The 12,834-nt window shown below is 66.2% G+C and carries 12 protein-coding genes; 6 read left to right on the top strand and 6 right to left on the bottom strand.

Features of this window, described 5'->3' with window-relative positions; genetic code table 11:
* Positions 1-12 precede the first annotated feature (12 nt).
* Entirely contained in the window at positions 13-441 is a 429-nt protein-coding gene (locus AC6CHY_RS14565) for a Fur family transcriptional regulator (RefSeq protein WP_498227153.1), read from the top strand.
* A 39-nt stretch (positions 442-480) separates the two neighbouring features.
* Complete coding sequence (locus tag AC6CHY_RS14560; RefSeq protein ID WP_418888838.1) at positions 481-1,995, top strand: catalase; 1,515 nt, start codon at positions 481-483, stop codon at positions 1,993-1,995.
* Positions 1,996-2,132: 137 nt separating this feature from the next.
* On the opposite strand, the gene AC6CHY_RS14555 is transcribed toward AC6CHY_RS14560, so the two are convergent.
* Positions 2,133-3,557: an FAD-dependent oxidoreductase gene (locus AC6CHY_RS14555; protein WP_254456145.1), complete on the bottom strand. Its 1,425-nt coding sequence runs from the start codon at positions 3,555-3,557 to the stop codon at positions 2,133-2,135.
* 322 nt (positions 3,558-3,879) lie between these two features.
* Here AC6CHY_RS14555 and rarD point away from each other — a divergent pair, with 322 nt between their 5' ends.
* Entirely contained in the window at positions 3,880-4,836 is a 957-nt protein-coding gene (rarD, locus tag AC6CHY_RS14550; RefSeq protein ID WP_254456144.1) for an EamA family transporter RarD, read from the top strand.
* An 89-nt stretch (positions 4,837-4,925) separates the two neighbouring features.
* Here the strand turns inward: rarD and gabT are convergent, their stop codons facing one another.
* From gabT to AC6CHY_RS14535, 3 genes are all read right to left on the bottom strand, one after another.
* Positions 4,926-6,266, bottom strand: coding sequence for a 4-aminobutyrate--2-oxoglutarate transaminase (gene gabT / locus AC6CHY_RS14545; RefSeq protein ID WP_217389361.1), 1,341 nt, complete (start codon positions 6,264-6,266; stop codon positions 4,926-4,928).
* Between the two features lie 293 nt (positions 6,267-6,559).
* Positions 6,560-6,697, bottom strand: a complete 138-nt coding sequence (locus AC6CHY_RS14540) for a methionine/alanine import family NSS transporter small subunit (RefSeq protein ID WP_217389360.1) — start codon at positions 6,695-6,697, stop codon at positions 6,560-6,562.
* Positions 6,694-8,274 carry a sodium-dependent transporter gene (locus tag AC6CHY_RS14535; protein WP_498227152.1) on the bottom strand — a complete coding sequence of 527 codons (1,581 nt, stop codon included), beginning with the start codon at positions 8,272-8,274 and terminating at the stop codon, positions 6,694-6,696. The genes AC6CHY_RS14540 and AC6CHY_RS14535 overlap by 4 nt, the downstream gene beginning before the upstream one ends.
* 112 nt (positions 8,275-8,386) lie before the next feature.
* Here AC6CHY_RS14535 and AC6CHY_RS14530 point away from each other — a divergent pair, with 112 nt between their 5' ends.
* The 3 genes from AC6CHY_RS14530 to AC6CHY_RS14520 are packed head-to-tail and all read left to right on the top strand — an operon-like array spanning position 8,387 to position 10,778.
* Positions 8,387-9,793 (top strand): PucR family transcriptional regulator, encoded by a 1,407-nt coding sequence (locus AC6CHY_RS14530; RefSeq protein WP_217389358.1) that lies wholly within the window; start codon positions 8,387-8,389, stop codon positions 9,791-9,793.
* Between the two features lie 25 nt (positions 9,794-9,818).
* Entirely contained in the window at positions 9,819-10,253 is a 435-nt protein-coding gene (locus tag AC6CHY_RS14525) for a hypothetical protein (RefSeq protein ID WP_217389357.1), read from the top strand.
* Between the two features lie 9 nt (positions 10,254-10,262).
* Positions 10,263-10,778 (top strand): HIT family protein, encoded by a 516-nt coding sequence (locus tag AC6CHY_RS14520; protein ID WP_217389356.1) that lies wholly within the window; start codon positions 10,263-10,265, stop codon positions 10,776-10,778.
* 20 nt (positions 10,779-10,798) lie between these two features.
* Here AC6CHY_RS14520 and AC6CHY_RS14515 read toward each other — a convergent pair whose 3' ends face one another.
* The gene (locus AC6CHY_RS14515; RefSeq protein ID WP_217389355.1) at positions 10,799-11,896 is read right to left on the bottom strand and encodes a polyprenyl synthetase family protein; all 1,098 of its coding nucleotides are present in this window, start codon (positions 11,894-11,896) and stop codon (positions 10,799-10,801) included.
* Between the two features lie 185 nt (positions 11,897-12,081).
* A complete protein-coding gene (locus tag AC6CHY_RS14510) occupies positions 12,082-12,780 on the bottom strand; it encodes a demethylmenaquinone methyltransferase (protein ID WP_217389354.1) in 699 nt (232 codons plus the stop codon).
* Between the last annotated feature and the right edge of the window lie 54 nt (positions 12,781-12,834).

The following is a 12,834-nucleotide window of genomic DNA, read 5'->3' as shown; positions in this document are numbered from 1 at the left end:
TAAGACGGTGGAATGGATCACATGGACTATTCGGCACGGATGCGGGAACTTGGACTGCGGGTCACCCGCGGCCGCCTTGCCGTGCTCGAGGCCCTGGAGCACCATCCGCACTCCTCGGCGGAGAGAGTTGTCACCGCGGTCCACCGGGCGTTGCCGGATGTTTCCATCCAGTCCGTCTACAACGTGCTTAATGATCTGACGGAACAAGGCATGTTGCGACGGTTCACTCCCCCGCACTCCGCGGCCCTCTATGAGACCCGCGTCAACGACAACCACCATCACGCCATTTGCACCAGCTGCGGCAGGATCGAAGATGTGGAATGCGCGGTGGGCCACGCCCCCTGCCTGACCCCGTCGGACAGCCACGGCATGGAAATCCAGATTGCCGATGTCCTTTACCAGGGCATCTGTGAAAACTGCAGGAAAACCGGCGCGGCCTAGCCGCCCGTCGGAAATCCGGCAGAAGAGTTACCAACCCACATGAAGAAGGAGAATCTCTTGAGCGAGAACTTCACCACCACCCAGAGCGGCGCCCCGGTTGCCAGCGATGCCCATTCGCTGACCTCCGGCCCGGACGGCATCACCGCCCTCCACGACCGCTACCTCGTCGAGAAGCTTGCCGCGTTCAACCGCGAGCGCGTGCCGGAGCGCAACCCGCACGCCAAGGGCGGCGGGGCCTTCGGTGAATTCACCGTCACCGAGGACGTCTCGAAGTACACCCGCGCGGCCGTCTTCCAGCCGGGCGCCAAGTCCGAGACGCTGCTGCGCTTCTCCTCCGTGGCCGGCGAGCAGGGCTCCCCGGACACCTGGCGCGACGTGCGCGGGTTCGCACTTCGCTTCTACACCACCGAGGGCAACTACGACGTCGTGGGCAACAACACCCCGGTGTTCTTCATCCGCGATGGGCTTAAGTTCCCCGACTTCATCCACTCGCAGAAGCGCCTGGGCGCCTCCGGCCTGCGCGATGCCGACATGCAGTGGGACTTCTGGACCCACTCCCCCGAGTCCGCACACCAGGTGACGTACCTGATGGGCGACCGCGGCCTGCCGACCTCCTGGCGCGAAATGAACGGCTACGGCTCGCACACCTACCAGTGGATCAACGCCGAGGGCGAGCGGTTCTGGGTGCAGTACCACTTCATTTCCCGCCAGGGCGTGCACAACATGTCCAACGAAGAGGCCGAGAAGCTTGCGGGCTCCGACGCCGACTTCTACCGCCGCGACCTGTTCGACAACATCGAGGCCGGCAACTTCCCGACCTGGGACGTCAAGGTCCAGATCATGCCGTACGAAGAGGGCAAGACCTACCGCTTCAACCCGTTCGACATGACCAAGGTCTGGCCGCACGCGGACTACCCGCTGATCCCGGTTGGCCACTTCACGCTGAACCGCAACCCGCGCAACTTCTTCGCCGAGATCGAGCAGGCGGCATTCTCGCCCTCTAACCTGGTCCCGGGCATCGACATCAGCCCCGACAAGATGCTGATGGCGCGCGTGTTCTCCTACCCGGACGCCCAGCGCAACCGCATCGGCACCAACTACAACCAGTTGCCGGTCAACCAGCCGCACGCGGCCAAGGTGAACAACTACATGCATGAGGGCTCCATGCAGTACCACTTCAACGACGCAGACGCCCGCGTCTACACCCCGAACTCCTTCGGCGGCCCGGCGGCACAGCCGGAACGTGCCGGCGAGGGCGGCTGGGAGACCGACGGCGAGATGGTTCGCGCCGCGCAGACCCTGCGCTCGGAGGACGACGACTTCGGCCAGGCAGGCACCCTGTACCGCGAGGTCTACGATGCAGCTGCCAAGGAACGCTTCCACGCGACCCTGCTGGGCCAGTGCCAGGGCATCAGCATCGAGTCCATCCGCGAAGGCTTCTTCCAGTACTGGACCAACGTTGATGCGAACCTCGGCGCGATCCTGCGCGAGGCCTACGCGGCCGGCGTTGCGGGCTCGACCGATGGCGCCGCCGAAATGGCCGGCAAGGCCTAACCGGCCTCCGGCTCCGGCCGCCACCGGTGAAGCGGCCCGGTCTCCTGCGGGAGGCCGGGCCGCTTCGCCGTTAAGCAAGAACAGGGACCCGTATTTTCCGCTACTTCGAAAAATACGGGCCCCTGCCCACCTATAGCTTAGCCCCGTGAGATCCTGACCATTTCCTCGCGTTCGACAACCTTGATGCGGGCGCGGTCCACCGGGCCGTTGGAGGTCGGCGTCGGGGTGGCCGCCGCGCCCAGGGAAATCTCGTGCGCGTCCAGCTTCTTCCAGCCGTCCCAGGTCGTGTATTCAACGCCGCGGGACTCCAGCAGCTCGATGATTGCGTCCTCGTCGGGGTTGGAGGCAACCGGCAGCGACAGTCGGTCCTCGAGCAGGTTGCCGATGGTCTCCAGCGCATCTCCCTTGGTGTGGCCGATCAGGCCCACGGGTCCGCGCTTGATCCAACCCGTGGCGTAGAGGCCCGGCACGTGCGCGCCGGCGGCGTCAAGCACCCGCCCGCCCTCGTTGGGGATGACGCCGCGCTTCTCGTCGAATTCGAGCTCGGCCAGCTCGGAGCCGAGGTACCCGATGGCCCGGTACACCGCCTGCACCGGGTAGTCGATGAATTCCCCGGTGCCCTTGACATTGCCGGTGCCGTCTAGTTCCTGGCGCTCGAACTTGATTCCGGTGACCTTGCCATCCTCGCCGGTGACCTCGATCGGGTTGTGCAGGAAGTGCAGGTGCAGGCGGCGCGAGGCGCCGGTGTCCTGTTCCTCGACGATCCAGTTGGTCAGCGTGTTGACCATCGTCTTGACCTGGTTGTTGGACTTGATCAGCGCATCGGAGGCCTCGTCGAACTCGAAGTCCTCGGGGTAGAGCACGATGTCGACGTCGCGGCTGTGGCTCAGTTCGCGAAGTTCAAGCGGGGTGAACTTCACCTGTGCCGGTCCCCGGCGTCCGAAGATGTGGACGTCGGTGACGGGCGAATCCTTCAGGCACTCAAAGACGTTCTCCGGGATCTCGGTGACCAGCAGGTCCTCGGCGTGCTTGGAGAGCACGCGCGCCACGTCCAGGGCGACGTTGCCGTTGCCCAGGACGGCGATCTGCTTGGCCTCGAGCGGCCAGGTCCGCGGCACGTCTGGCTGTCCGTCGTACCAGGAGACGAAGTCGGCGGCCCCGAATGACCCTTCGAGGTCGATTCCCGGGATGTCCATGCGGGCGTCCTTGATGGCGCCGGTGGCGAAGATGACGGCGTCGTACATGTCGCGGATGTCGTGCAGCGTCAGGTCGCGTCCGTAGGTCACGTTGCCCAGGAAGCGGATGTCCCCCCGGTCAAGGACCTTGTGCAGGGCATTGACGATCCCCTTGATCCGCGGGTGGTCCGGGGCCACGCCGTAGCGGATCAGGCCGTAGGGAGCGGGGTAGGCATCGAGCAGGTCGATGCTTACCTCGAATTCACGCTCCGCCTTGGTGAGAATGTCGGCAGCATAGACGCCAGCCGGACCTGCCCCGATGATGGCGACACGGAGCGGGCGAACTGCTGAATCGGACACGAGGGGTTCCTTCCGGAGAATGATCATTCGGGCGCGCAAATAGCGCACGCCACGCTAGTCTAATTGGCCGCGGCCACTAAACGTGAACCGGTGTGGGCATGCTCACCCTCCCCGGGGCCGGACCCGCGCGAATCGGGCGCCCGGCAGCGGGGGCCCCACGGGCCCGTCATCCCGGGCACCCGGCGCGCGATAGGCTCGGTTGCGACGCAGGCTGCGCCCCGGCGCGACGCCCGGCACCCGTGCCGGGCACGGCGCCTGACTCCGGCCCACGGCCGACACCGACCAGCGTGAACGCCCCGCGGACACGCACACCCGGAATGGAAACCATGCAAACGCGGTTGAAGCGACCATGACCCAGATGCCCTCCCCGGCAACGACGACCACCGCGGCTTCGAGCGCCCCCGCAAACGAACGCCATGCCGGGCTGCTCCAGGGCCTGGGCGCGTACGGCCTGTGGGGAATACTGCCGCTGTACTTCCTCACCATTTCCATCGCCTCTCCCCTGGAAATCGTCGCCGGCCGGATCGTCTTCTCGGTGGTGTTCTGTGCGGTCCTGCTGCTGGCGACCCGGAATTGGCGCCGCTTCACCGCGCTGGGCCGCGACCGCCGGGCGATGGCACGCCTCGCCGTGGCATCGGTCCTCATCGCGGTGAACTGGCTGACCTACACCTATGCGGTGCTCAACGGGCACGCGGCGGAGGCGGCGCTGGGCTACTTCATCAATCCGCTGGTGTCGATCGCCCTGGGCGTGGTCTTCCTGAAGGAAAGGCTGCGCCCGCTGCAGTGGGTGGCCATCGGATTCGGCCTGGCCGCCGTCACGACGCTGTCGTTTGCCTACGGCAACGTTCCCTGGGTTGCGCTGGTCCTGGCGTTCTCCTTTGGATTCTATGGCTTCGTGAAAAACCGGGTGGGCCGCACCGCCACCGCACTGACCTCGCTCAGCATGGAGACGGCGATCCTGGCGCTCCCGGCGCTCGGGTTCATGGCGTGGCTGGTGGCCACGAACACCGACACGGTGCTTTCCTCCGGGCCCGCCCACTTCTGGCTGATGGCCTCCAGCGGAATCATCACCGCCGTGCCGCTGCTGCTCTTCGGGGCGGCCGCGCGGCGCCTGCCGCTGACCACGATTGGAACGCTGCAGTTCCTGGCCCCCATCCTGCAGTTCATCGTGGCCCTGGTGGTCTTCAAGGAACCCATGCCCCCCGAACGCCTGATCGGTTTTTCGCTGGTCTGGGTCGCGGTGATCCTGCTCTGCATCGACATGGCCCGCCTGCCCCGCCGCATCGTGCCGGTCAAGGTCGGCTAGGGCGCGGCACGAAAAAAGAAGCGGGCCGGCGGGTTGTCCAGGAAACTGGACAGCCCGCCGACCCACTTCCCGGTCCTGCCGGGGACCGGCTAGGCGTTGGCGCGGATGGCCTTTTCGAGGACCTCGAACGCCTCGGCCAGCAGCTCGTCGCCGATGACCAGCGGGGGAAGCAGGCGGATGACGTTGCCGTAGGTTCCACAGGTCAGGATCAGCACGCCCTCGGCGAGGCAGTCGGCGGCGATCTTCTTGGTGATCTCGGCGTCCGGCTCGATGCCGCCGGCCTTGACCAGCTCGATGGCCACCATGGCGCCGCGTCCGCGGATGTCGCCGATGGCCGGGACCTCGGACTGAAGCTTGCGCATGCGGGTGAAGAACTGCCCCTCGATCTCGCGGGCACGGGCCGAGAGGTCCTGCTCTTCCATGAACCTGATGGTCTCCAGCGCCGCCGCAACCGCAACCGGATTGCCGCCGTAGGTGCCGCCCAGGCCGCCGGGGTGGACCGAGTCCAGGAGATCGGCCCGGCCCACGATGCCCGAGAGCGGCATGCCTCCGGCAATCCCCTTGGCCACGGTGATGATGTCCGGGACGATGCCCTCAATCTCCGAGGCGAACCAGGCACCGGCGCGGCAGAAGCCTGCCTGCACCTCGTCGGCGACGAAGACGATGCCCTGTTCCCTGGCCCACTCGGCCAGGCGGGGGAGGAAGCCGTCGGCCGGGACGATGAAGCCGCCCTCGCCCTGGATCGGCTCGATGATGATGGCCGCGATCTGGTCGCCGCCGATCTGCTTTTCCATGGCCAGGATGGCGCGCTCGGCGGCTTCCTTGCCGGAGATGTTCGGGTTCTCCTCGCGGAACGGGTAGCTCATGGGCATGCGGTAGATTTCCGAGGCCAGCGGGCCGAAGCCGCGCTTGTACGGGGCGGCCTTGGCCGTCAGGCCCATGGTCAGGTTGGTGCGGCCATGGTAGGCGTGGTCGAAGGCGACCACCGCGGTGCGTCCGGTGGCCACCCGGGCCACCTTGATGGCGTTTTCGACGGCCTCGGAGCCGGAGTTGAAGAAGACCGCCTTCTTGGCGTGGGTGCCCGGGCTGATCTCGGCGAGCTTTTCGGCCAGCTCGACGTATCCCTCGTAGGGGGTGACCATGAAGCAGGTGTGGGTGAAGCGGGCGGCCTGCGCTGCAACCGCGGCCGCGACCTTTTCGTTGGACGCGCCGACCGACGTCACCGCGATGCCCGAGCCCAGGTCGATGATGGCGTTGCCGTCGACATCCACGATGATCCCGCCGTCGGCGTCCGCCACGTAGACGGGCATGGCAGATGCCACGCCCAGTGCGACGGCGTTGGCGCGGCGGGCCGCGAGCTCCGCCGACTTGGGCCCGGGGAATGCGCCGCCGATGTGTCGCTTTTGCTCGATGCGATAGGTGATGTCCATGAAGGTTCAGTCCTTTCCCGGACCTGGCTGCCGGTGCCGGGGCCGTTGCGGTCCGGGCACCGGGGCACCCTGGAACCCGGTGTGTTGGTGGTCTCTACTACCCAGTAGCCTATGCCGCGCGCCACAGCGCCCGCCAGTGGAATTGGCACAGTCGGAATCCCGGATTCCAGTGCAAATGCACAGGCCGCCCGGGCGCCGGCCTCACACACGACCGGCCCGGTGAGGCGGCAGGAAGTTCCTGCCGCCGCACCGGGCCGGTCAAGGGGCTGACGTGTGGTTACACGTCGTGTTGGCTAAAGCTCCGGGGCGATCTCCTCGGGCAGGTGGCCCTCGTCCTCGGGGTGCCGGGACAGGTTGACCAGGGCGAGCCCCAGCCCGCCCCACACGGTCAGGATGGAGATCACCAGAAAGGTGATTGCGATGGGAGTCATCGTCCTTCCTCCTTTTCTTCCGCGGCGATCAGGGCCGCGTATTCGGGATCGTGGTGCAGCTTGGATTTGGAGCTCCACGGGATGAGAGTGAGCACCACGGCCACGACAACAAGCGCGGCGGCCATGCCCCAGCCGAAGACCCCGACAAACCAGGTCGGGTAGTCCTCGTAAGTTGTCGCGATCTTGGAAATGAACTCGTTGATCAGGATGTAGCCCAACACCACAGGGGCCACCACTGCGACCAAGGCGATCCAGACGGAGCGCATGCGCACCGAGGAGACCCTGTTCAGGTGGTCCGAGAGCATCGGCAGCTTGCGCAGGAACCAGGCAACCAGGATCACGGCAACCAGCGCGCCGGCCAGGATGCCGAAGCTGTTCACAAAGGCATCGAAGGTGTCAAGCAGATACAGGCCGGTGGCCGTCGGGAAGAGCAGCAGCGAGATGAACGCCACCGGGATGCTCACTGCCAGCGAGGCCTTCACGCGCGGCCAGCCCAACTTGTCCTGCACCGCGGCGACAATGACCTCCAGGATGGAGATCAGCGAGGTGATACCCGCGAATACCAACGAACCGAAGAACAGCACGCCCATCAGCCCACCCAACGGCGCCTCCGAAACGATCGTCGGGAAGGCGATGAAGGCGAGCCCGATGCCGGGCACCGCGACGTCGCCCACGGTCGAGCCCGCGGTGAACGCCATGAAGCCCAGGGCCGCGAAGACACCGATGCCGGCGAGGATTTCAAACGCCGAGTTGGAGAACGCGACGACCATGCCCGAACCGGTCAGGTCGGTCTTGCGCTTGAGATAGGAGGAGTAGGTGATCATGATGCCGAAGGCCACCGAGAGCGAGAAGAAGATGTGTCCGTAGGCTGCCGCCCACACGCTGGGATCTCCCAGTGCGGCCCAATTCGGGGTGAAGAATGCGTTCAGTCCGTCGATGGCCCCGGGCAGGAACAGCGACTGGGCCACGAGCAACACGAACATCACGACGAGCAGCGGCAGGAAGAAGCCGTTGGCCCGCGAGATGCCCTTGCGCACGCCGGCGACCATGATGCCGATGACGGCAACCCAGGTGAGCAGCAGTGGCCAGAAAACACCCGGCACGAAGTTGAAGCCGACGTTCACCGTCTCGGAGACCTCGAGGAACTCGCCGGTGAAGAAGGCGCCGGGGTCGTCGCCCCAGGCCTGCGTCACCGAGAACCAGGTGTACATCGCGGCCCAGGCAATGATGACCGCGTAGTAGATGGCGATGATGAAGCAAACGAGCACCTGCCACCAGCCCAGGACCTCGGCGCCGCGGTGCATGCGGCGGTAGGCCAGCGGCGCTGAACCGCGGAACTTGTGCCCGATCGCGTAGTCGAGGAAGAGCAGCGGGATGCCCGCTGACAGCAGTGCTGCCAGATAAGGAATCAGGAAGGCGCCGCCTCCGTTTTCGTACGCGATGTACGGGAAGCGCCAGATGTTCCCGAGGCCGACGGCGGAGCCGATGGCGGAGAGGATGAAGAGTTTGCGCGAGGAGAAGGTCTCCCTGCCGACGGGTGCCGCCAGTGGCGTCCCGCCCGAAGATGCTGTGGTCATGCACCTACGTTAACCCACTGGTGAGCGTGGCCACAGGTCACCGCGCGCTTTATCTCCCGCTGCCGCCGCCTTCTGTCGTACGAATGCACAAAAACTTTCATAGTATTGGTGCATGGCCATCACCCTGTTGAAACTTCTAGAGTCCAAGAGCCTCGGGCTCAAGGCGCACACGGACTTTTCCGCCGTGGGTGAGACCCCCATCGAATGGGCGGCCGTCACCGAACTGCGCGACCCTTCCCCCTTCCTCACCACCGGGGCCATAGTGCTCACCACGGGCCTGCGGCAGACCACGATCGCCAACCAGGAGTCGTTTGTTCGGACGGTTCATGCGGCCGGCGTCCTGGCCCTGGGGTACGGGACCGGGCTGAGCCACCGCTCCGTGCCCGCCGCCGTGATCCGCGAGGCGACCGAGCTGGGCCTGCCGGTCTTCGAGGTTCCCTACGAAACACCGTTCATGGCCATCACCAAGCTCATTGCCGATGCGCTGAACGCCGACCACCTGCAGCGGCTCGAGCAGCTGCTCAAGGGCCACCAGCAGCTGGCCTCCACGCTGCTCACCGGCGGCCTGCGGGCCATGCTGCACGAGCTCTCCCGCATGCTGGGGACCGCGGTGGCGCTGACCCAGTTCGCCGCGCGGATCCACGGGCCGGAACTGGGTGAGGACTCGTGGCACGAGGTGCCCATCGCCACCGGACTGCGGGACAAGTGCACCCTGCACCTGGCCGAGCCCTACGGGCACGACGGCCTCGTGGACTACGCCCAGGGCCTGATCGGGCTGGAACTGGCCAACCAGTCGCGGCTGCGCGAATCCACGCGGCTGGTCGCAGGGCAGGCGTTCTCGGACCTCCTGGCAGGAACGCTCACGGGCTCCGAGGCCAACGCCAGGCTGCAGGGAATCGGCGTGGCACCCAGCCAGCCGCACTCGGTCGTGTTGGTGGCAGCGGCTCCGGGCCAGGAAAAGGCCCTGCGCACCCTGCCCGTCCCGCCGGAATTCGATTACGCGGTCTCGGCCATCGTCGATGACAGGCTCGCGCTGGTCGTGGCGCTGCACGACGGAGCGCCACTGGCCGACGGGATCGACAAGTACCTGCAGGGGGCGGGCATCGGGGCGCGCGTCGGTTTCGGCGGCGGCTACACCCAGCCCAACGGCCTGCGCTGGAGTTTCTTCGAGGCCATCGAGGCGCTGCGCCACGGCGAACGGCTGAACACCCCCTCCAAGCTCTCGCTGACTTCCCTGCTGCTCGCGGCCCGCGACGTGCCGCTGCATGCCCTGGCGCAGGAGGCCCTGGAACCGCTGCAGGCCTTTGACAAGAAGCACTCTGCCGAGTTGTTGGGCACATTGCGCAGCTACCTGGAACTCGACGGGAGCGTCGGGGCCGTGGCCGATGCCCTGGGATTGCACCGCAATACCGTCCGCTACCGGCTGCAGCAGATCAGCGAGCTCTCCGGCTACGACCCGACGAAAACGGCCGACCGCGTGCAATTGTGGCTCGCGCTCACGGCCATGGACTTGAACTAGCACCCCGCCCGATAGAATGGGTGACATGGCTGAAATGTTCCTTGAGAAGTTCCGTTCGCTGGTTCCGTTGTACCTTGAGGACGAGTGGCAGGTTGAGGACGGGTTGACCGAGTCCGAGCTCGACGACGCCCTGTCCCTGGTCCCCTCCCCCATCCCGCTGGTGCTGCGAGAGTTCTATCTGGCATTGGGCGGCTGCGAGGACCTGATGGAGGCGTACCATTACTTCTTCGATCCCGACGAGCTGGAGGTCGAGGACGGCTATCTCCTGTTCCTGGAGGACGAAGAGGAAAAGTACGTGTGGGGCATCCGCGTGGACCAGCTCGAGGTCCCCGACCCGATTGTGTACCGCCGCCAGAACGCCCGCGGCATCTGGAAGAGCGAAGAAGGAACCTTCAGCGAATACGTCCTGGACATGTTCAGCTGGGTTTTTGACGAACTATCCCCCGAACTGAACAACTAACCATCGTTCATGGACGGGTTGTGGAAATCGCACGCTCCGCAAGGCTACCTCTGCCCGTTTTGCGAGTTGCTCGCCGGCGGAGTGCTCTCCCCGGGCAACCGATGCGCGCCCAGTGACCTGATCTACCGCACCGAGTCCGTCGCCGTCATCATGGCGTGCGACGGCTTCGGCCCCTACGGCGGACACGCCATGGTCATCCCGGCGGACCACCACGAGGCCCTTTACGACCTGCCCGACGAGGTGGCGGCGAACATCATGCTCGAAACCAGGCGCATCGCCCTGGCCATGAAGCTGGCCTGGAACCCCGAGGGAACCAGCACCCGGCAGCACAACGAGCCTGCCGGAAACCAGCATGTGTGGCACTACCACCAGCATGTCTTCCCGCGCTTCCCGGACGACAACCTCTACGGGCACCTGCGACACCCCGTCCCGGTGGAGCAGCGCGCGCAAAAGGCCGCCCAGTTGCGGGCGGCCCTTGGCGAGGGGAACCTTTGGGGAGAACGCCCCGAAAGGTTCAGCTTCTAGTTGTCGTCTATGCGCCTGCCCTAGAGTTCGCGTGTCACCACGGCATCGGCAAACGCCGCCAGCGACTCCTTGACGGTTCCCTCCGGCAACGGGGCCAGGGCCTCGATGGCGGCATCGGCCCAGTGCCGGGCAACATCCCAGGCCTGCGTGGTGGCGGGGTTTCCCGCAACTGCCTGAACGGCACGGGCAAGGGCCGCATCCTCGGTCAAATCGCCGTCAACCAATTCCAGCACCGCTGCCGCATCCTTGTCACCGCCGGCGGCGGCATCGCGCATCAGCAGGATCGGCAGCGTCGGAACGCCCTCGCGCAGGTCGGTGCCCGGGGTCTTGCCCGAACGGACCTGCGCGCCGGTGACGTCGATGACGTCGTCCGCCACCTGGAAGGCCACGCCGACCTTCTCGCCATAGGAGCGCAGCACCTCGACGTACTGGCCCACGCCGCCGAAGAGTGCGCCGAAGGCCCCGGAGGTGGCCAGCAGGGATGCAGTCTTGTCGGAAATCACGTTCAGGTGGTGCTCGATCGGGTCGTCGCCCTCGCGCGGCCCCACGGACTCGTGCAACTGGCCCAGGCAGAGGCGCTCAAAGGTGCGTGCCTGCATGGACACCGCCTCCGGGCCCAGCTCGGCGCCGATCACCGAGGCGCGGGCGAAGATCAGGTCGCCGGTGAGGATCGCCACGGAGTTGCCCCAGACCTCGTGGGCGGTGGGTGCACCGCGGCGCAGCGGCGCGGAGTCCATGACGTCGTCGTGGTAGAGCGTGGCCAAGTGGGTCAATTCCACGATGGCGGCGGCCTTGATGACGTCCTCTGTCACGCCCTCGCCCAGCAAGGACGTGAGGATCACCAGCAGCGGCCGGATGCGCTTGCCCCCGGCCTCGACGAGGTGGCGGCTGGTGGCATCGATGAGCGGGTCGGAGTTGGCGATGGCGTCGCGCAACAGCTTTTCGACCTTGGCCAGGCCGGTGGCGATGGCCGGGCCGAACTCGGGGTCCTGGGCGATCAGGCCGAAGCCGCCGGGGAGGTTGACGGCCGCGGCCAGCACGCCGGTCTCGGGGTTCAAATCAAAGGAGTCGTGCACGCCGTGTCCGGCAGCTGTCCAGTTTGTCTGGGAATCGGTCACTGTTCTAAGACTTACTATCTCTCGACGGTCGGCTCCAGCCGCGGCACGTGGCCGATTCTGGGTGCTGGTCGGTAGGCACCAGCTGCTCTAGTACATGGATCACTCTATCGCCATTCATTGCCCGGCCATCCAATGTGCCGGGATCCTGGCAGGTCGGACGCCGGGCGGCGGCCCGCGCTGCGGGACTAGGCCAGGGGCTTGGTGGCCCGGTGCACCGCCACGATGCCGCCGGAAAGGTTGCGGTAGCGGCATGATTCCCAGCCCGCGTCCTCGATCCACGAGGCCAGCCCGTCCTGCGCCGGCCAGGCGCGAATGGACTCGGCCAGGTAGACATAGGCGGTGGGGTTCGAGGAGATCTTCTTGGCCACCGGAGGAAGGGCGCGCATCAGGTACTCGGTGTACACGGTGCGGAACGGGGCAAAGGTCGGGTGGGAGAACTCGGCGATGACCAGGGTTCCGCCCGGCTTGGTGACGCGCAGCATCTCCGCCAGCGCCTTCTTCGGCTCGTTGACGTTGCGCAGGCCAAAGCTGATCGTGGAGGCATCGAAGCTGTCATCGGCAAAGGGGAGGTTGGTGGCGTCCCCGGCGACGAAGTCGATGTCGGGTCGGCGGCGCTTGCCGACCTTGAGCATGCCCTGGGAGAAATCGCACGCGACAACGCCGATGCCGGCATCCGCGTACGGTTCCGAGGAGGTGCCGGTTCCGGCGGCCAGATCAAGGACCCGCTGGCCGCGCTTGGCACCCACCGCATCGACAACGATCTTTCGCCATCGGCGGGTCTGGCCCATGGACAGGATGTCGTTCATCACGTCATAACGCGGGGCAACATCATCAAACATGGCTTGGACTTCTTCGGGGCGCTTTTCCAGCGATGCACGGCTCACCTTTTCATTGTCGCAAAGTTCCGGGGCTAGGGGAAAACGTCCCGTTCCCGGGAA

This window comes from Paeniglutamicibacter sp. GQ140 (genome assembly GCF_059759235.1).
This window is presented reverse-complemented; position numbering and strand designations above follow the sequence as displayed.